The organism is Kribbella sp. NPDC056951 (genome assembly GCF_042674205.1).
Classification (GTDB): domain Bacteria; phylum Actinomycetota; class Actinomycetes; order Propionibacteriales; family Kribbellaceae; genus Kribbella; species Kribbella yunnanensis.
The window spans coordinates 154,157-172,494 of sequence record NZ_JBHUQZ010000009.1 but is presented as its reverse complement, the minus strand read 5'-3'; the positions used below and the strand labels follow the sequence as shown (position 1 = coordinate 172,494).

Sequence of the window (18,338 nt, the reverse complement as noted above, 5' to 3'; positions counted from 1 at the left end):
TGCTCAGACCGTCGGGTATCCCGGCTCGGCCGGACCACCCGGTCCACCGAACCCTTGGCCACGCTCGGCCGCCTTCGGATCCGGACCGTACTGGTTGTCGCCGGCGTCGCCTTCCTGGGCCTGCCAGACGATGAACCAGATCCACCCGATACAGGGGATCAGCCAGATCAGGACCCACCAGCCGCTGCGGTTCTTGTCGTGCATCCGCCGGACGGCGACCGCGATCGTCGGGATCAGCACGGCCAGGCCGAAGATGGTCTCCAGCCAACCGCCGCTGCGCACGGCGGTGCTGCCGCTGCCGCTCTTGAAGTCCAGCCCGAGGAGCTGGTCGAGGATCCCGAGGATGATCGAGATCACGAAGCTGATCAGGGCGAACATCCAGAACTCTTTGCGGCGAGCGCGACCACTGAACTGCGCGTACCGCTTGGTGATCACATCTGTGAACCAGTGCATTGCTGCTCTCCGATAGTGAGAAGGTGAGGCGCGTCACAGCACGGTCACCCTTCGGTGATCACACTGCAACGTGGCGCGCCGTACTTCGAGCTAACTTCACCTTTTCGCGACCGTGACCCGCCACAGCCGGTGTGGTTTCGGGCCTTCGGTGTACGCCGTGGTGTCGACCGGCTGCCAGCCCGCGGTCAGCTCGTCGAGGCGGGCGCGGTCGAAGAAGCGGCCGGCGAAACCGTCGTGAACCGACAGACCGCCACCCAGGTCCTGCCAGTTCGCCGCACACGGGTCGTCGGCCGACCAGACGGCGTACACGAAGAGGCCGCCGGGGCGCAGGACGCGGTGGATCTCGCCGACCAGGCCGCGCAGCTCGTCGGGGGTGAACGCCATGTTCAGCAGCAGGTTCGCGAAGACCGCGTTCACTGTGGCGTCGGCCGGTGGCAGTGGATCGCGGACGTCGTGCAGGGCGGCGGTGACGCGGTCGTCGAGACCTTCGCGTTGTGCCTGCTGCCGCAACTGGTCGAGCGCGGTCTCGCTGAAGTCGGTGGCATGGACGCTGAATCCCTGCCTGGCCAGGAAAAGTGCGTCGCGGCCGTGACCGGCACCGAGTTCGAGGACGTCATCGATGCCTGCGGCACCAAAAGTCTCCGCTGCTCGTTGCGCCGCCACCGACGGCTCCGCTCCGTGCAGTTGCGGCTGCCGCGCGTAAGCGGTCTCCCACCGTTCCTGCTGAGCCCGTGCGAGCTCGACGTGTCCAGTGTTCATGTGTTGCTCCCCGTGGTCGTCACACCGATCTGGACGATCGACGGACCGCGCCAGCCTACCGTGCGAACCGACTGCGTTGGCCCGCATACTTGGTGCGACCAGATCCACGACCCAGGAGCGGTGTGACGAACCCCAGCGACAAGCTGCCGGCCGATGTGCTGCTGCTGACCAGCGTGCTGGAGAAGCTGCGCACGCACGACGGCCTGACCGTGGCCCGGCTCAGCGCTGGCCGCACCGGGATCGCGGCGCCGCTGCTCGAGCTGGCCGCGACCAGACAGCTGGCGAGCGCGCACGACCTCGATCCGGCAGCTGCCGCCTTCGATCTGGTTACCAGCTGTGTCCGCGACGACCTGCACGGCAGCAAGCAACTCGTCGCCGACACCATCCTGGCACTCGGCCTGTACGCCGACCTGTACCGCGGAGCCGGTCTTGACGAGCGCATCACCCGCGGTCTCTACAGCACCTCGCTCGGCCGCAGACGCGAGACCCTGCTGAACAACTGGCACCGCCTGCACGAAGCCCTCGGGCACCGGGCCGGTGAAGCGCCGAGCGATCGCGCACTCCGCGGTACGACGGAGCCCGCCGTACTGCGTCAGCTGGCGAACCAGCTGATCCGCCGCGACGTGTACTCGGCCGACTCGCCGTCAACAGGACGGGTGATCGTGGTCGGCGGCGCGGTGATGGACGCGACGTTCCGGACCAAGGCGCTGCCGGAGCCGGAGACGTCGACTGAGGCATTCGACTTCTACCTCTCCCCTGGCGGCAAGGGCCTCACCCAGGCGGTCGCGGCCGTCCGCCTCGGCCTGCAGACCTCGTTGATCGCCGCGGTCACCGACGACCCGTTCGGGACCGAGATCCTGCAGTACCTGCGCGACGAAGGCGTGGACACCTCATTGGTGAAGCGCATCCGTGGCCGGCGGACGCCGTTCACCGGAGTCTTCGAGAAGGAGCTCGGCGACAGCATCGCTGTGAACTGGCGCAACCAGAGCGAGGTCTACCTGTCCACCGAGGACCTGGACGAACGCGCCGCCCAGATCGCCGGTTGCGACGCGCTGCTGATGACGTTCGAGGTGCCACGCGAAACGATGCAACACACGCTCGCACTGGCCCACCGCTCGCCGGCCACCCGACCGGTCGTGATCGTCACGCCCGGCCAGCCGTACGTCGGCGAACGGCTCTCGCCGGACACCTTCGCGCGCATCGACTACCTGGTCGCGCATGCCTGGGAGCTCGGCCATTTGGTTGCCGAAGGCACCGGTCCGTTCGACCCCGGTTCGGTCGCCCGGGACCTGGTCGCCGCCGGGGTCGGGCACCTGTGTCTGCTGGTGAACGGTGGCTGCACGATCTACTCGGATCCCTCGGGCGACGTTCTCAGCGTGCCGACGATTCCGTCGATCTTCAAGGAGTCGGCCGCCGCCCGGGACGCGTTCTGTACGGCGCTCGCGGCCCGGCTGCTCGACAACCACGGCAAGTTCTCCGCGCAGGTCGCGTTGTGGGCGGCCGCGTCGATGTCCTGTGCGGTGGCCGGGTTCCCGCTGTCTGATTCGATGCCCGACCGCGCCCGGATCGAAGGGTTGCTGGCGCGCTCGCCGTTCGGCCTCACCGGCCAGTTGTAGCGGCCAGCTGCCAATTGGCAGCGCCTTGACAGCCAGTTGCCGTGGCCTTGACTGAGCGGCATGGCCACCCGAGCGCGCCCATCTCGCCGAGCCGTCATCGCGACTGATGCTGCAGATCTCACTCTCACCGAACTGCTGCCGATGCTCGCGAACCGCACGCTCTCCGCGCGGGAACTGCTCGCCGACTGCCTCCGGCGGATCTACCGAGCCGACCCGTCCATCCAGGCCTTCGTCACCCAGACCCCCGACCTGGCGGCAGCGGCCGCGGACCGCGCCGACCGTGCGCGGGCTGCGGGGACCGCGGTCGGCGCGCTGGCCGGCGTACCGGTGGCGTTGAAGGATGTCTTCCGCACCAAAGGGGTGCGCACCACCGCGGGCAGTCAGGTGCTGGCGACCTATGTCCCGCAGGAGAGTTCGGCCGCCTGGGGCTGGCTCGAGGCAGCCGGCGCGGGCTTGCTCGGGAAGACGACGACGCATGAGTTCGCCTACGGGACGACGTCCGGTCCCACCGCCAACCCGTGGGACCTGCGACGGTCGCCGGGCGGCTCGTCCGGTGGCTCTGCGGCCGCGGTCGCCGGCCGCATGGTTCCGATCGCGCTCGGAACCGACACCGGTGGTTCGCTCCGGATCCCGGCCGCCGCATGCGGTATCAGCACCCTCCGTAGCCCCCGCGGCCGGATTCCCTTGTACGGCGTGATCCCGCTCAGCCCGACCTTCGACGTAGCCGGGCCGATGGCGCGTCGCATGCTCGACATCTCGTTGCTGATGCGCGTTCCAGCCGGGCCAGCTGCGGTACCGGGGTACCCGCTCGACCCTCCGCAGGACCTGAGCGGTGTGCGGATCGGACTGCCTACCGCGATGTCGTGGGAGCCGGTCGACGACCAGGTCGCCACTGTCTGCCGTCTAGCCCTCGATGTGCTGGTCGCCCGCGGCGCAGAGCTCGTCAAGATCGGCCACCCGCCGAACACCGAGGCGGTGCTGGCGAAATCCACCGGTGTCTTCGACACCGTCACCGAGTACGAAGCCCGGCTGGTCCACGACGCGCTGATCACCGACAGCCACCTGTACACCCCGCAGGTGCTTGAGCGAGTCCGCAGCGGTGAGCAGGTCAGCCCAGAGCGGTACGCCGAAGCCTTGGCGCTGCGTGCGCGGTGGGAGTCGGACTGGCGGACGATCATCGCGACCCATCGGCTGGATGCCATCGCCCATCCGACACTCGACGCGGCACCCCCGCTGCTCGACGGCACTAGGCCGCCGGAAGGCCCAGCGCTCCGCCAGTCGTTGCCCTGGTCGATTGCGGACTTCGCAGTGCTCAGTGTGCCGGCCGGGTTCGAGCATCGCGGCCTGCCGGTCGGTCTGTCCCTGGCTGGTCTCCCCGAACGTGAGGCCGAACTGGTCGGCCTCGGAGTCGTCATCGACGAGGAACTCGAGCTCTGGCGGTCCGGACCGCCGCTTATGCGGTGAGAGGGTTCGGGATGTTCAGGTAGACGGTCGAGAGATTCGCCTGACAGGGCAGGGTGTCTGCGGTCAGCCAGCGGCGCGCAAGACGGTCACCGTCCGGCCCGGCAGCTTGCAGGAGCGGTAGGGCCAGGATGAGCCGGTCGCGCACCACATCGAGCAGTTCTGCTTCGTCGGCAACGCCATCGGCTGCCAGACAGCCCACGACGGCCAGTGCCTGGTTGTAGAGCAGGCTGCAGGTCAGTCGATCGTCCACTGTGCTGTCGTCGACCACGGCCAGTGCTGAGTCGCGCAGACCTGTCACAGCAAGCAGACCACGCAGGTACGACGACGCGAGGTAGTAGCCCTGGTTGTCGCGGTAGGCACCACCCTTGATGCGGCCTAGGCCGTCCAGGCGGACCAGGGTGTTCTGCTGATGCGCTTGGAGGCCGATGCCAGTTTCGGCGTACAGATGGAGCATGGGGATCAAGACGTTGTCGATGTACGACGCCACCCAGCCGGTCGGGTCGTCGGCGGCGAACTCGCTGAGCCGGCTGATGCGGTCTGGACGTGGTGCGACCAGTCCGGCCAAACATGCATAACTGTTGACGTCACTCGGCACTTCTCGTACAGCAACGTCCAGTCCAGTCAACGTGGGTCCACCCTCGTCAAGAGCGATCCACGCTGGATCCCGCACGATCGTGAACCGCGGGTGCGCGGTCGCCGTACCGGCGTTGTAGGCGGCGTCGAGCAAGCGGTAGACCTCGAGGCCGCGGCGGAGCTCGGTCGGTGTCGACTCACGGCGTGAGTTCGCGATGCGGAGGCCGAGGGACAGCTTCAGCATCACCGGCAGATCCGGGTGGTACAGAGTGCGCATACTGGAGGTCGGGTACCACTGCGCGCCGTGCGGGCCGAGCTCTTTCACGCGGCCTTCGCCGAGCAGCTTGGCGACCCGCGGCCGTTGCCGCAGTGCCGCTGCCTGCCAAGGGTGTGCCGGGATCAGCACCCGGCCCGCCGACGGAGTGATACCGGCCAGCGCGCCCATCAGCTGCACAGCGTCCAGTCCCTGCAGCGAGGGCGCGCCGGCCACCTGGTCCGAGGACACCAACTCGGTGTCGGCCTCGAACCAGTGCACCGCGAAACGGCCACCGAGCTCCGGCGAGTACCTCGCCAGCTCGGCACCGCTCAATCCGTCCCGGCTCTTGGGTGCCGGGTGGTTCAGTTGACCGAACAGCAACGCCTGCTCGATTTCCAGGAAGCGGCCCGGGCCACGGTCGGCCCCACCCGCGTCGACGAAGTACGCGACGTTGCGCACCGACTCCGCCGTACGGGCTGCCAGGTCGTCGACCTCGGCCGGGTCTATGCCGGCCGACAGCAGCCGCACCAGCTCCTCGGGTGCCGGCGGGACACCATCCACCAGGATCTCGGTGAACTGGTGCCAGCCGCTCCGCGAGGCATGCTCGACGCGGGCCGTGACCGTCGATGCGCCGACGGCCAGCCGCAGTACTCCGGTGGTCACCGGTACCGCAGCCTCCCGCGTGTAGCACCGCAGAATCGCGTTCAGATGCGCCGCGACGGCCGTCTCGGTCGAGCTCACGCTCACTCTCCTGAAGTAAGGCAACGCTTACTTAGGTGAGCCTAACTTCAAACGAGTCCGGTGACCAGCCGACTCCGCGTGGTCATCGTCACTCGCCGTACGGCGTCCTGGTGAGCACGAAGGTGGCCAGGTTCAGATGGTCGACCCCACCGGCCGCGCGGACAACCCGCAGCCGCTCCCCCGCGAAGTACCCGTCCCGTCCTTGAAAGAGATCAGGACCCAACGGCGTGAAGCGACAGCTCATCGCACCCGACAACTGCAGCACGCCGCCGCTGACCGCGATCGTGAGTGGCGTGTTTCCCCAGTACCAGTGGCCGAGCAGATCGTTGCCCTGCTCAAGCTGTGGCTCCGGCAACCACTCGCGCGCGAGCACCGGCTCATGGCGAACCAACGTGCTGATCAGCTCCGGCGCCAGCGACGCCACCTTCCCGTACGTCGCATTCCCCAACGTGACCGCGCCGATCCGACGTACTCGATCGACGAACAGCCCAGCCAGGAAGCCCGGCATCGATCCAGTGTGACCGATCAGCAGATAGGGGTCCTCGGCAATCAACCGCAGCCCGAGCCCGTACGACGCAGTCAGCGCCTCACGCGGATCCGCAGCCGCCGGCGCGGCCATCTCGTCGACGGTGTCGCGGTTGAGCACCTCGCCAACCGGGTCGATCCAGAAGTTCGCGTACTTCGCCAGGTCCTCGACCGTGCTCCACAATTGCCCGGCCGGCGCCATAGCGCCCGAGTCATAAGCCGGTTCCTCGATCAGCTGCCCACTGAACGGATGCACCGAGTACCCCTGCGCAGCCGCGCCGAACGGGAAGTACGACGTACGACGCATCTCCAGCGGGTCGAGGATCCGCCGCTGCACCTGGTCCAGCCAGGACTCGCCGCGCACCCGCGCCACGATCTCGGCCAGCACCGCGTAGCCAAGGTTCGAGTAGTGGTGCCGCCGATCGGCCGGACCGACCGCATGCGACTCATCCATCGCCGCCACCAGCTCGTCGAACGAGACGCCCGGATTGCGCTCCCACCAAGGCCCTTCGGGCTCGGCGTTCATCCCACCACTGTGCGCGAGCAGGTGCCGCACAGTGCGGTCGCCGAACGCGATCCCCGGCAGATACTTGCCCACGGCATCATTCAGTGCGAGCAGTCCTTCGTCGCGGCACTGCATCACCAGCACGGCCGTCAGCGTCTTGGTGATCGAGCCGATCCGGTACTGCACATCCGGCCCCGGCCCCACCCCAGCAGCGTCTGCGAACCGCCCGCGAGCACCGGTCCAGACCAGCTCACCATCCCGCACCACACCGGCGGCCACCGATGGCACTCTGGTCTCGCTCTGCGCGACTGCAATCCCGGCGGTCAGGGCGGCGGCGGTGTCTGCACGTACGTCGGTCACCCGGACAGGGTAATGCCCGTTGGGGTTGTGGAATGTGCTCGCAGGCCTGACCCGGCGACGGGGTGATCACGGTGTGCTGTCGGCTTTACTCGTCGGGGAGGTGAACGCCAGGTGGCCGCAGAACAAGTCGCTCCGGAGGCGCTTCGGGTGGTACTCGCCGACGCGCATCCGGTGATCCGCAGCGGCCTGCGCGCCGTCCTCCAGGCCATCCCCGACGTCGACGTCGCCGCGGAGGCAGAGTCGTACGGCGACACCGTGCGCGCCGTCCTGATGTACCGGCCGGACGTCGTCGTCCTGGACCTCGACCTCGGTCGGCGCACCGTCACCGAGATTCTCCGCTCCGCACCGCACACCCGGATCCTGATCTTCACGATGAGCGATGCGGACGAGTCGATCGTCTCGGCACTTCAGGCGGGCGCACTGGGCTACGTGCTCAAAGACGCTCCGCACGACAGCATCCTGCGCGCGATTCGCGGTGTCGCGGCTGGTGAGGCCGTGCTGGGCCCCACCGTCGCCCGGCGACTGAGCGGACTGGTCGGCTGCGCGGTCCGGGACTCCGGTCAGCTCTCCGGCCTCACCGGTCGCGAGCGCGACGTACTGGCTCTGATCACGGAGAACCTGCCGAACTCCGCGATCGCACAGCGCCTCGGCCTGGCGCCGAAAACGATCAGCAACCACCTCTCGGCGATCTTCGCCAAGCTGGGCGTCAGTTCGCGGGCCGAAGCAGCCGCTCGGGCTCGGCACGAGGGTCTGGGCTGAGGTAGGCCGACGCCTGCAGTTCGTACAGCCCGGCGTACACACCGCCTCGCGCCAGCAACTCGGCGTGACTCCCCTGCTCGACGATCCGGCCGTGCTCCAGTACGACGATCAGGTCGGCGTACCGGACGTTGACGAGGCGGTGCGTGATCAGGATCTTGGTCCGCCCGGTGCCGATCCGCCGCAGCGATTCGAACGCCGCCTGTTCGGCGCGGGCGTCCATGGCCGCCGTCGGTTCGTCGGCGACCAGGATCGGCGCGTCGCGGTACAGACCGCGGGCCAGACCGATCCGCTGCCACTGACCGCCGGACAGGTCACGACCGGCCTTGAACTCCCGCGACAGCACGGTGTCGCCGCCGGCCGGCAGCTCGGCGATCACCTCGTCGGCGCCGGACCCAGCGAGCGCCTGGTCCAAGTCGTTCGGTGATTCCAGCCGGCCGATGCGGATGTTGTCGTACGCCGACATCGGCCAGCGGGCGGGGTCTTGCGCGACGATGGCGATCCGGTCGTGCACGGTGTGCGCGTCGACCGTCGCCAGGTCGATGCCGTTCCAGCACACCCGTCCCTCGTTGGGCGCGTAGAGGCCGGTGAGCAGCTTGGCCAGAGTGGTCTTGCCAGAGCCGTTCTCACCGACCAGTGCGACGGTCTGGCCCTTGCGGATGACCAGGTTGAGGTCGCGCAGCGCCGGCTCCGGCTGACCGGGGTAGGTGAAGCTGACCGCCTCGAGACTGATCCGCCGCGGGTCGCTGGGTGCGGTCTTGCCGGTCACTGGGGTGGTGTGGCGGCGAGTCTGCTGGAGCAGGGTCGTGTACAGGTCGATGTACAACGAGTTCTCGTAGATCTGCGTGACGCCGGCCATCGAGTTCGACAGTGCGGTCCCAGCGAGGCGCATCGCCATCACAGCAGTCCCGGCAAGGGCGAGTGGCAGCCAGTCGGCGTACAGCATCAGACCGAGCACGCCGAAGCCGATCGCCGTACCGAGACCGGCCACTGCGCGTCCAACCAGGTTGACGCCGGACTTCGCCATCTCGACGCGCTGCGCCTCCTTGGTGAGGCGCGTGCTGATCCGGAGGTACTCGGCCAACAGAGCAGGACCTGCTGTGCACGCCCGCATCTCGGCTGCGGTCGCCCGGCCGGTGAGCAGTCCGCTGGCAATCGACTGACGGCGACGCAGCGAGACCATCCGCAGAAACGAGTGGTACTGCAGCTGCACGGCGCGTGCGGACGCGAGCATCTCCGGTACGACGGCGAACAGGACCAGCGGTGCCAGCAGGGGGTGTAGCAGGCCGGCTGTCACCACCGCTGCCACCAGCTGGATCATCGACTTGGCCAGATCGGTGACACCGCGAACGCTGATCTCGATACTGCGGACTCCGCGCTCCTGCCCCTGCCGCAGCAGGTCGACGTACTCGCTGTCCTCGAACGCGATCAGCGAGACGTCGGCAACCGCCCTGTGTAGCTCATGCTGCGCGGCCTGCTCGATCCGCGGCCGCAACGCCGACTGGGCCGCTCCGCCCAACGCATCCAAGATCGCTCGGCCCGAGAGGAGTGCGACCAGTTGGGCGACCGCGGGCAGTGCAGCAACGAGCCGGTCGGGTGTGGGACCACCTGCCAGCAACGCAGTCAGTACGTCGGCGGTGGCGAGCAATCCGAACGCTGCCACACAACCGGCCGCCAACTGGAGCACCACCACAGCCAGTGTCAGTCGACGCGAGGTGCGCCAGGCCAGCGAGCTCACCAGCGTGACCGCACCTGGCAGCGAGCGCAGTGCGGTGCGCAGACCGCTTCCCGCTGCCTGCTGGCCGATCTGCAACCAGTCTGGTGCGGTCACCTCGTCGACGCCGACCAGCGGTCGAGTCACCGCTGCCGCCACGGCGCCCGGGCCAGACTCTCCCGCGTGCGCACCAACAGCCCACGCACCCGCTGCTCCGGCGGATGCCCACAGCCCAGCAGACGATTGCAGTGCATGTGCACATAGCTCTGTGCCAGCACGTCCTTGCTAACGTCAGCGTCTGCCAGGCGCGGGGTGATGCTCGCGATCCGCTCTGACCAGGTTTTGATTGCTGGCCGCGCTGACGCAGGCAACCAGTCCGGGTCACCGAGCACAGCCCGCAAGGCGTTCTGCTCCTTCCGGAACTCGTCGGCAGTCGCCTTGCGATCCTCAACGCCGCTTCGGCATAACGCCTCACGTTCAGCCACGTCATAGCCGAGTGCGGCAAGCAGAGCGTCCACCGTGTAGACCCCGAGCAACGACATGTCGAGCGTCCGCCGTTGCCGCAGCAGCTCGGCCACCAACTCGCTGTCCGCATGGAACAGCTGCTCGGCCAACTCCATCCCGACCGGACCGCCGTACCGCTCGACCTCCTGGTCGTACGTGTCCAGCCCGAACCGCTTGCAGTACCCGTCTTCCACCAGCTGCGCGCCCCACTGCAAGACGCCCAGTGCATCCGGCTGACCGCGCCACCGAACCCGCAGGTGCGGGTCCGGATCGACGTACCGCATGAAGAACCACAACTCTGCTCCGAAGTCATGTAGCGCATGCGCGATCAGATCGTCCTCGTACGCCGGGACGTGGTACAGCTTCGCGAACAACCAATCGCTCCCCGGCGGGTGCAACCGCCGTACGGTCTCAGAACGCCGTACCGGCAACCGGCGGCGCGCTGGTTGCACCACTGGCTTGTCGAGCACCAGCGGCACCACCAGCTCGCTGAAGTAGTTGCCGTCCGGCCCAGTGACCCAGGCATCACCTGGTGCGGGCAGAGCCTCGTGCAACACGGCTTGCTCACGGACCTGGTCCTGCAGCTGCTCGATGTGCGTCGGGTTGTCCAGGTCGAGCAGCAGCCGGTTGTCGGAGACGGCCAGGTACACGTAGCGCGGGGGCTGCCAGCGTTCTCGCCAGGCCGCGAAGTCGGTCAGGTCCGCGGGCTCCACTCGCCACATCGCGGGCGACAGAACCAGTCGGCCGCGCTGCACCCGCGGGAGAAACGCGAAGTCCGCCGCAGCTCCCCAGTTGAAGCTCAGGCCCACCAGCCGGCCATCGTGGAAGACCTGCTCCAGGAAACGCACGATCTCCGGTGCGCCCACGGTGTTCAGCATGTGCCCGGCGCACGGAACGACCTCGCGACCGTCGACGGCCCAGCGCAGGACGAACCGGCCGCCGCTGAGGCCGACGACCAGCTCGTCCGGCGGCAACTGGTGTTCGCCAGGTGTGGTCGTGAGGGCGATCTCGCGTTCGCGGACCAGCGGACGGATGCTGACGTTGGCCGACCGGACGTGGCGCGCGAGGTAGCTCACCTCGGCACGCAGCACCTCCGGGTTCACCGCAGCCTCGGCGGCGGCCGCTGCCTGCAGGGGCTCCACCCCGACCAGATCGGCGAACCGGCCCAGCACGCGCCCGGCCGCGCCACCACCGACGTTGGGCCCGATCGCCAAACGGAAGTCGCCGGCATCCAGAGCGGCCGCGGAGCCGGCCACCACGAACACCGACAGATCGAGCGAATCGGGTGCCGGTCGCGAGCCCAGGGTGAGCTTCTCCAGGGTCGCGTCATCCAGCTCCACCGCCGCGCGGCCGTCCTTCAGCGCATCGAGAGCGAGGTCGACCAACGTTCGATTGCGGCGCTTCTGCTCATCGGTCGGCTCGAGACGCTCGGGGCGTGGCGGTACGCCGAGACCTCGCTCCGGGTCGAGGAGCTCGAGCAGCGGCACCTCGCGGTCCCGGCCGTAGCGGTCCTCGAACAGGTTCCGGTAGCCGTCCAGGGAGGACACACCGGCCGCGGACGGCGACAGTCGTGCCAGCAGCTCGGCCAACCGGGCCGACTCCTCCGCCACCTCCCGTGTGACCCGGCCGGTGAGTGGGAGTGCCATGTCGGTCTGGAACTGCGTGGGCGAGTCCCGCAGGGTCTTCGCCTTCGCAACCAGCTTCGGGTACTGCGCGGCGGCCTGCTCAACGTCCAGCCCGTCCCACTCGGCGGCGTCGTCCAGCAGCTCGGCCAGCGCGGCTGCCTCAGCCCGGGCGGCCGGTACGGTCGCTAGCCGGTCGACGACGTACTTGGCCGGGTCCGAGATCGTGACCGGCGGGCGCAGGTCGGTCAGTAGGACAGTCTGCTCCCAGAGTTGCTGCAGCAGGCCTTCCACCTTGTCGCGCGGTGCGCCGTTCGCAACGAGTGCGCCGACCAGGTCGTCGTACGGGACAGGTGTGCGGGCGGCTTCGAGGGCAGCGCGCACGACCGGAGTGGCCCGAAGGTTCACCGCGCGGCCGGCTTCGGCGGGGTCAGTGAGGACAGCACGCTCGGAAAGGAACAGCCGGTCCGCGTGGAAGCTAGCGGCCGGGTTGGTGTACCAGCGCAAGCCGGCACGGACATCCGGCTTCTGCTCCAACTCGGCGATCAGCTCGAGCAGCCAGCCCATGTCTGGGCGCGTCCTGACTCGTGCGGGCTCGGTGGTCAGCGCCAGGTCTGTCGTGTCACCCCATTCCGCCACCGCGACCCCTGCGAACGTCCCGTACGGCGTGGGTCGCGTCGACATCCGGATCAGATAGCGCTGCAGGCTACTGCGCATCCGCCGCAACGCCTTCTCGGTGGTGGGCGGTTTGCCCAGCGCCCGTGAGAGGTCACCGGCCCCGACAGCCAGCGCACGCTGGATGCGCGGATCCGCCGGCAGCTCGGTGCCCGGCGCAACCGCCGTCGGCGGGTCAAGGAACGCCTCGACCGGAAGTAGCGGCGTACGCACCATGACCCAGTCCAACGGCCGAAACATGCGGCTCCCCCTCAGCTCAGCAGCAATACGTGATCCCAGGCCGGCTCAACCGGCGTACTGGCCGCCAGCAATGCCAGTGCGACACCGGCAGCGCCGTCCAGCAGTCCTGCGTGCTCGCGCAGCTCACCGGTCGATTTGCGTGAGTAATAGCCGGTCGCCAGCTCCGGCCGGTACAGGTCGAGCAGGTGCTCGGTCAGCTCGGTGGCTGCCTCGGTGAACAGCGGCTCTCCGGTGTCGTTGGCGAACCGCACAGTGATCTGCAGCAGACCGGAGACCCCGTGACACAGACCAGGTGACTGCCCGGTCAGCCGCGCCGACCACGGCCGGCGGTACAGCGCGGCCATCGCCTCGATCGCCAGCTCCCGCAGCTTGTCGTCACCGATCGCATTGCCCGCCAGCAGGAGCGTGTTCGCCACCCCTGGACTGCCGTAGCACCAAGCAGCCTGGGACGAGTCCGGCGACCCACCAGGTGTCAGACACGCAGGCCAGTTCGCACCCCACTCGTCGTCGAACCGCTGCGCGGCCAGCCATTCGGCAGTCCGCGCGATCGCCTCTGCGTGCCGAGGTACGACGTACCCCTGCGAGTAAGCGACCGACAGCACCGCCAGCGGTCCCGGGATGCCGTGGGCGAGCCCAAGGTTGTAGACGCCGCCTTGGTACCACTCTGCGATGGCAGTGTCCTTGCGGATCGCCTCCGGCGGTGTGAACCAGTTCGGATCGTCCGGTCCCGAGTCGCACAGCGCTACGAGACCGGCCAACTCCGGCCGCTCCCGCGACAACAGGTAGCGGTCGAGGCCGGCCAGACCGCAGATCGCGTCGAAGTCCTCGTACGGCTGACGAGCGGGCTTCTTAACGAACCGCTCCGACAGTTCCGCCGTCGCCTGCGCGACCTGCTCGTCCAGCGTCGCGAGCAAACCGCCGTACCGGCTGCCCTCCCGCGACAGATAGGTGGCCGCGGCCGCGAGCCCGCTGGTCCCGACGAACAGCCCGGGGTGATTCCGCCCGGTGCTCTCGGTACCGCGAACCGCATCCGTGAGCGCCGCGTGCGCGTGCTGGTCCCACCCCTCGCCGGGAGCGATGCGATCCAGCTGCCCGAACAGAAACGCCGTACCCGCCGAGCCATCCAGCCCCGGCTCCCGCTCGCTCCGCCCCCTCAACCGCTCAGCCACCTCGAAGGCCCGCGCGGTTGCCGCCGCCCGCAACTCCGCACTCAGCACCGGCTGCCAGCCGGTGCTGGTTGCTGTAGGCATCGGCACTCAGTCGCAGTACTTCGAGGTCGTGCAGTTGAGTGGGATGGTCGGCGGCGGGTACTTCTCGGCGCTCAGCTGCTCAGCCCGGAGCTCCTGCAGCCGGATGTCGAGCTCGAACTCATCGATAGTTGCTGTCGGCATCTTTCTCCCCTTCATCGGTTTCGTCCATGATCCGAGCGCCCGCCCCGGGACACCAGTGCGATACCCCGGGACTGCGCCTTCGGCAGCCGGATGCTGCCTCTTTCGTTTCAGCAGACTTGCGTCGTCGTCTGGCAATTGATCGGGCAGGAGTCGGTGCAGCAAACCTGCTCCGAGTCCGGCCGGGTCCCGGACAGCATCGGCTGGTCGATCCGCGGCCGCCAGGCCGGTGCGAGCTTGATGTCCAGGTCGAACTCGTCAAGAGTTGCGGTAGGCATGTTTCCTCCGATTCAGCAGTCGACGGACGGCTTGCACTCGATCGGGCAACTGTGGCTGCAGCACGGCTCCGACCACGGCCGGCTGGTCGCCATCATCGGCGTACCGATCCGCTGCGGATCGATCACCTCGAGCCGGATGTCAAGATCGAACTCGTCGAGAAGTGCTGTGGTCACCGGTTCCTCCTTGATGGGCTAGCAGTTCACCGTGCAGCAGTTGTCCGTGCAGCAGAAGTCCTGGCTCCCGACGCGCGTGACCGGAAACCTGGTCGCCGCCTCGGCAGGGCTGTCCGCGTCGTACCGCCCGAGCCGGATGTCGAGATCGAACTCGTTGGTCGCTGTTGGCATGTCGTCCCTCAATCGCAGCAGTTGTCGGAGCAGCACGTTTCGCCGCTCGGGCGGCTCGTGTGGGTCGACGGCAACTCGGGAAGGTCGTACCCGAACTGCGGCGCCACGCGGATGTCGAGATCGAACTCGTCACCGGTTGCGGTCGTCATGATGGTCCTCCAGGTGGATGAGGTGTGCTGTCATCCACCCTGCGCGCGGCCCTCCCCAGGACGACAGAGACGCCGCCCGGGAACGACCGGGACAAATTCCCGGTCGTTCCCGGAGTGCCCGAACGGGCTCAGCCGGGGCAGCAGAAGTCGGTGCAGCACGGACTGGTCTTGGTCGGCCGCGTGGTGAAGTAGGACACCGGATCCGGAACGTCGTACGGCGTCGGTTCGCTCAGGCGGATGTCGAGGTCGAACTCGTCGATGCCGATGGGCATGGTTGTACTCCTTCGGTCGTGCTGCTCAGTCGCAGCAGTAGTCGGTGCAGCAGACGCGTTCGCCCGTGGTCTGGTAGGTCGTCGTCGGCTCGGTCGCGGCCTCCGCGCCCAACCGCCAGTCAGCAGCTCCCAGGCGGATGTCGAGGTCGTAGTCGTTCGTGGTTGTCGTCATGGGGCGAGGGTTGGGCAGGGGCCTGTCATGGGCGTGACATAGACGTTTCAAGGCCGCCTGCTGGGGTCAGCAGACGGCCTTGGGAGAGGGTGTTGCGAAGGGGTTACTCGAAGGACTCCGGGGACGGGCAGGAGCAGATCAGGTTGCGGTCGCCGTAGGCGCCGTCGATGCGGCGGACGGGGGGCCAGTACTTCGAGGCTCGGTCGACCGACTGTGGGAAGGCGGCCTCTTCACGGGTGTAGGCGTGTTCCCACTTGTCGTTGATGACCGAGGCTGCGGTGTGCGGGGCGTTGACCAGCGGGTTGTCGTCGGCCGGCCATTCGTTGGCGGCTACTCGGTCGATCTCGTGGCGGATGGCGATCATCGCGTCGCAGAAGCGGTCGAGCTCGACGAGGTCTTCGGATTCGGTGGGCTCGACCATCAGGGTGCCGGCGACCGGGAAGGACATGGTCGGGGCGTGGAAGCCGTAGTCGACCAGGCGCTTCGCGACATCGTCGACGGTGATACCCGTCTCCTTGGTCATCGGGCGCAGGTCGAGGATGCACTCGTGGGCGACGAGGCCGTTCTCGCCGGTGTAGAGGACCGGGAAGGCGCCCTCGAGGCGCTTGGCGACGTAGTTCGCGGTCAGTACGGCGGCCTTCGTGGCCGCGGTCAGACCTTCGCCACCCATCATCCGGATATACGCCCACGAGATCGCCAGCACACCGGCCGAGCCGAACGGCGCCGCACTGATCGGACCGACACCGGACTCGGGCCCGGCCTGGTCGAGCAGCGGGTGGTTCGGCAGGTACGGCGCGAGGTGCGCCGCGACCGCGACCGGGCCGACGCCCGGGCCACCGCCGCCGTGCGGGATGCAGAAGGTCTTGTGCAGGTTCAGGTGGCTCACGTCGCCGCCGAACTGGCCCGGCTTCGCGAGACCCAGCAACGCGTTCAGGTTCGCACCGTCGACGTACACCTGGCCGCCGGCCTCGTGAACGATCCGGCAGACCTCGGTGACGCTCTCCTCGTACACCCCGTGGGTGGACGGGTAGGTGATCATGATCGCGGCCAGCTTGTCCGCGTGCTCGGCGGCCTTGGCGCGCAGGTCGTCCAGGTCGATCGTGCCGTCGTCGTTGCCCTTGACAACAACAACCTTCATCCCGGCCATCACGGCCGACGCCGCGTTGGTGCCGTGCGCCGACGCCGGGATCAGGCAGACGTTGCGGTCCTCGTTGCCCTGGGCCCGGTGGTAGCCGCGGATCGCCAGCAGACCGGCGAGCTCACCCTGCGAACCCGCGTTCGGCTGGATGGACACCTTCGCGTACCCGGTGACCTCGGCCAGCCAGCGCTCCAGCTGACCGATCAGCTTCACGTACCCGGCGGCGTCCTCGATCGGCGCCAGCGGGTGCATATCGGCGAACTCGGGCCAGGTGACCGCTTCCATCTCGGTGGTCGCGTTCAGCTTCATCGTGCACGAGCCGAGCGGGATCATGCCGCGGTCGAGCGCGTAGTCCTTGTCGGACAGTTTGCGCAGGTAGCGCAGCATCGACGTCTCGGACTTGTGCGTGTTGAAGACCGGGTGCGTCAGGTACTCCGACGTCCGCGGTACGGCGATCTCGGGCGCGGCCAGCGTGTCGTCGTACTGGACGCCGAAGGACTGGCAGACCCGGGTCAGCGCGGCGACATCGGTCTTCTCGTCACAGGAGATGCCTACGTGGTCAGCGTCGACCTGGCGCAGCCAGATGCCGTTCTGCCGGGCGGCGTCGACGACGTCCGCGGCGGCACCGGGGACGCGGGCCAGCACGGTGTCGAAGAAGTCGCCGTGCACGACGTCGACACCACCGGCACGCAGCGACGCGGCCAGCTTGCCCGCGAAACCGTGCACGCGACCGGCGATCGCCTGCAGCCCATCCGGTCCGTGGTACACGGCGTACATGGACGCAACGACGGCCAGCAGGACCTGCGCCGTACAGATGTTGGAGGTCGCCTTCTCGCGACGGATGTGCTGCTCACGCGTCTGCAGCGCGAGCCGGTACGCCGGGGCGCCGTCGGCGTCGACCGAGACACCGACCAGCCGACCGGGCAGCGACCGCTCGAGTCCGGCGCGGACCGACATGAAGCCGGCGTGCGGACCGCCGTAGAAGAGCGGTACGCCGAAGCGCTGCGAAGAGCCGATGACGATATCGGCGCCGGCCTCCCCCGGTGCCTCGAGCAACGTCAGCGCGAGCAGGTCGGAGGCGACCGCGACCAGCGTCTCGCGCTCGTGCGCGGCGGCGATCAGCGGCTTGAGGTCACGGACAGCACCGCCGGAACCCGGGTACTGCACCAGGAAGCCGAAGAAGTCGCCCTCGGGCAGACCGACGGTGGTGTCGGCGACGACGACCTCGATGCCCAGCGCCTCGGCGCGGGTCTCGACGACCGCGATCGTCTGTGCGAAGCAGTCGGAGTCGACCAGGAAGCGGTTCGACTTTGCCCCCTTGATCGACGACTGCCGGTTCGAGCGGTGGGCCAGCGTCATCGCCTCGGCGGCCGCGGTGCCCTCGTCGAGCAGCGACGCGTTGGCGGTCGGCAGACCGGTCAGGTCGGACACGACGGTCTGGAAGTTCAGGAGCGCTTCAAGCCGACCTTGCGAGATCTCCGGCTGGTACGGCGTGTAGGCCGTGTACCAGGCCGGGTTCTCGACCAGGCGGCGGACGATCACCGACGGCGTGAAGGTGCCGTAGTAGCCCTGCCCGATCATCGAGGTCGCGACGTTGTTGCGGGCCGCGAGCTGGCGCAACTCGGTCAGCGCGTCGACCTCGGAGGCCGGCTCCGGGAGGCGCAGCGGTTCGGTGGACCGGATCGAGGCCGGTACGGCGGCATCCGCGAGCGCGTCGACGTCGGCGTACCCGAGGAGTTCGACCATCCGCGCGACCTCGTCGGGGCGGGGCCCGATGTGCCGGTCGGCGAAGATTGCAGAGATTTCGGTCATCGAAAGAGGCTCCGTTGCTTG

At 68.4% G+C, this 18,338-nt stretch carries 18 protein-coding genes; 3 read left to right on the top strand and 15 right to left on the bottom strand.

The genetic code is table 11. The features are described from left to right. Window positions 1-3: 3 nt before the first annotated feature. Together ACFTSF_RS30215 and ACFTSF_RS30210 are read right to left on the bottom strand one after the other, a co-directional pair. Complete coding sequence (locus ACFTSF_RS30215) at window positions 4-453, bottom strand: DUF805 domain-containing protein (RefSeq protein ID WP_344158548.1); 450 nt, start codon at window positions 451-453, stop codon at window positions 4-6. A 96-nt stretch (window positions 454-549) separates the two neighbouring features. Beyond that, a complete protein-coding gene (locus ACFTSF_RS30210) occupies window positions 550-1,212 on the bottom strand; it encodes a class I SAM-dependent methyltransferase (protein WP_380157604.1) in 663 nt (220 codons plus the stop codon). 122 nt (window positions 1,213-1,334) lie between these two features. Between ACFTSF_RS30210 and ACFTSF_RS30205 the strand changes: the two genes are divergently transcribed. Together ACFTSF_RS30205 and ACFTSF_RS30200 are read left to right on the top strand one after the other, a co-directional pair. Beyond that, complete coding sequence (locus tag ACFTSF_RS30205; RefSeq protein WP_380157602.1) at window positions 1,335-2,828, top strand: PfkB family carbohydrate kinase; 1,494 nt, start codon at window positions 1,335-1,337, stop codon at window positions 2,826-2,828. A gap of 60 nt (window positions 2,829-2,888) precedes the next feature. Next, window positions 2,889-4,292 carry an amidase gene (locus ACFTSF_RS30200; protein ID WP_380157600.1) on the top strand — a complete coding sequence of 468 codons (1,404 nt, stop codon included), beginning with the start codon at window positions 2,889-2,891 and terminating at the stop codon, window positions 4,290-4,292. Here ACFTSF_RS30200 and ACFTSF_RS30195 read toward each other — a convergent pair. Further along, window positions 4,282-5,862 (bottom strand): IucA/IucC family protein, encoded by a 1,581-nt coding sequence (locus ACFTSF_RS30195; protein WP_380157599.1) that lies wholly within the window; start codon window positions 5,860-5,862, stop codon window positions 4,282-4,284. The genes ACFTSF_RS30200 and ACFTSF_RS30195 overlap by 11 nt on opposite strands. 88 nt (window positions 5,863-5,950) lie before the next feature. Further along, window positions 5,951-7,252, bottom strand: a complete 1,302-nt coding sequence (locus ACFTSF_RS30190; RefSeq protein ID WP_380157597.1) for a serine hydrolase domain-containing protein — start codon at window positions 7,250-7,252, stop codon at window positions 5,951-5,953. Between the two features lie 111 nt (window positions 7,253-7,363). Between ACFTSF_RS30190 and ACFTSF_RS30185 the strand changes: the two genes are divergently transcribed. Continuing rightward, the gene (locus ACFTSF_RS30185; protein ID WP_380157595.1) at window positions 7,364-8,011 is read left to right on the top strand and encodes a LuxR C-terminal-related transcriptional regulator; all 648 of its coding nucleotides are present in this window, start codon (window positions 7,364-7,366) and stop codon (window positions 8,009-8,011) included. Here the strand turns inward: ACFTSF_RS30185 and ACFTSF_RS30180 are convergent. The 11 genes from ACFTSF_RS30180 to gcvP all read right to left on the bottom strand — a co-directional run bounded on the left by ACFTSF_RS30180 (window position 7,959) and on the right by gcvP (window position 18,317). Next, window positions 7,959-9,869 carry an ABC transporter ATP-binding protein gene (locus ACFTSF_RS30180; RefSeq protein ID WP_380157593.1) on the bottom strand — a complete coding sequence of 637 codons (1,911 nt, stop codon included), beginning with the start codon at window positions 9,867-9,869 and terminating at the stop codon, window positions 7,959-7,961. The two genes, ACFTSF_RS30185 and ACFTSF_RS30180, sit on opposite strands and share 53 nt — an antisense overlap. Then, the gene (locus ACFTSF_RS30175) at window positions 9,866-12,763 is read right to left on the bottom strand and encodes a lantibiotic dehydratase (protein ID WP_380157591.1); all 2,898 of its coding nucleotides are present in this window, start codon (window positions 12,761-12,763) and stop codon (window positions 9,866-9,868) included. The genes ACFTSF_RS30180 and ACFTSF_RS30175 overlap by 4 nt, the downstream gene beginning before the upstream one ends. 11 nt (window positions 12,764-12,774) lie before the next feature. After that, on the bottom strand, window positions 12,775-14,013 hold the full coding sequence (locus tag ACFTSF_RS30170; protein WP_380157589.1) for a lanthionine synthetase C family protein: 1,239 nt from the start codon (window positions 14,011-14,013) through the stop codon (window positions 12,775-12,777). Window positions 14,014-14,019: 6 nt separating this feature from the next. Further along, window positions 14,020-14,154, bottom strand: coding sequence for a hypothetical protein (locus ACFTSF_RS30165; RefSeq protein ID WP_380157588.1), 135 nt, complete (start codon window positions 14,152-14,154; stop codon window positions 14,020-14,022). A gap of 107 nt (window positions 14,155-14,261) precedes the next feature. Then, a complete protein-coding gene (locus tag ACFTSF_RS30160) occupies window positions 14,262-14,429 on the bottom strand; it encodes a hypothetical protein (RefSeq protein ID WP_344158568.1) in 168 nt (55 codons plus the stop codon). A 12-nt stretch (window positions 14,430-14,441) separates the two neighbouring features. After that, window positions 14,442-14,603: a hypothetical protein gene (locus tag ACFTSF_RS30155; RefSeq protein WP_380157586.1), complete on the bottom strand. Its 162-nt coding sequence runs from the start codon at window positions 14,601-14,603 to the stop codon at window positions 14,442-14,444. Between the two features lie 18 nt (window positions 14,604-14,621). Then, entirely contained in the window at window positions 14,622-14,774 is a 153-nt protein-coding gene (locus ACFTSF_RS30150; protein ID WP_380157584.1) for a hypothetical protein, read from the bottom strand. An 8-nt stretch (window positions 14,775-14,782) separates the two neighbouring features. After that, entirely contained in the window at window positions 14,783-14,923 is a 141-nt protein-coding gene (locus ACFTSF_RS30145; protein WP_380157582.1) for a hypothetical protein, read from the bottom strand. 128 nt (window positions 14,924-15,051) lie between these two features. Further along, window positions 15,052-15,195 carry a hypothetical protein gene (locus ACFTSF_RS30140; RefSeq protein WP_380157580.1) on the bottom strand — a complete coding sequence of 48 codons (144 nt, stop codon included), beginning with the start codon at window positions 15,193-15,195 and terminating at the stop codon, window positions 15,052-15,054. A 25-nt stretch (window positions 15,196-15,220) separates the two neighbouring features. After that, window positions 15,221-15,367 carry a hypothetical protein gene (locus ACFTSF_RS30135; protein ID WP_380157578.1) on the bottom strand — a complete coding sequence of 49 codons (147 nt, stop codon included), beginning with the start codon at window positions 15,365-15,367 and terminating at the stop codon, window positions 15,221-15,223. A 103-nt stretch (window positions 15,368-15,470) separates the two neighbouring features. Continuing rightward, window positions 15,471-18,317 (bottom strand): aminomethyl-transferring glycine dehydrogenase, encoded by a 2,847-nt coding sequence (gcvP, locus tag ACFTSF_RS30130; protein ID WP_380157576.1) that lies wholly within the window; start codon window positions 18,315-18,317, stop codon window positions 15,471-15,473. Window positions 18,318-18,338: the final 21 nt, after the last annotated feature.

Bases quoted from the DNA above. Each gene is read 5' to 3' on its own strand.
- ACFTSF_RS30210 (WP_380157604.1), bottom strand. From the start codon at position 1,212: ATGAACACTGGACACGTCGAGCTCGCACGGGCTCAGCAGGAACGGTGG.
- ACFTSF_RS30145 (WP_380157582.1), bottom strand. From the start codon at position 14,923: ATGACGACCGCAACCGGTGACGAGTTCGATCTCGACATCCGCGTGGCG.
- gcvP (WP_380157576.1), bottom strand. From the start codon at position 18,317: ATGACCGAAATCTCTGCAATCTTCGCCGACCGGCACATCGGGCCCCGC.
- ACFTSF_RS30150 (WP_380157584.1), bottom strand. From the start codon at position 14,774: ATGCCAACAGCGACCAACGAGTTCGATCTCGACATCCGGCTCGGGCGG.
- ACFTSF_RS30140 (WP_380157580.1), bottom strand. From the start codon at position 15,195: ATGCCCATCGGCATCGACGAGTTCGACCTCGACATCCGCCTGAGCGAA.
- ACFTSF_RS30175 (WP_380157591.1), bottom strand. From the start codon at position 12,763: ATGTTTCGGCCGTTGGACTGGGTCATGGTGCGTACGCCGCTACTTCCG.
- ACFTSF_RS30215 (WP_344158548.1), bottom strand. From the start codon at position 453: ATGCACTGGTTCACAGATGTGATCACCAAGCGGTACGCGCAGTTCAGT.
- ACFTSF_RS30160 (WP_344158568.1), bottom strand. From the start codon at position 14,429: ATGCCTACCGCAACTCTTGACGAGTTCGACCTGGACATCAAGCTCGCA.
- ACFTSF_RS30165 (WP_380157588.1), bottom strand. From the start codon at position 14,154: ATGCCGACAGCAACTATCGATGAGTTCGAGCTCGACATCCGGCTGCAG.
- ACFTSF_RS30170 (WP_380157589.1), bottom strand. From the start codon at position 14,013: ATGCCTACAGCAACCAGCACCGGCTGGCAGCCGGTGCTGAGTGCGGAG.
- ACFTSF_RS30200 (WP_380157600.1), top strand. From the start codon at position 2,889: ATGGCCACCCGAGCGCGCCCATCTCGCCGAGCCGTCATCGCGACTGAT.
- ACFTSF_RS30135 (WP_380157578.1), bottom strand. From the start codon at position 15,367: ATGACGACAACCACGAACGACTACGACCTCGACATCCGCCTGGGAGCT.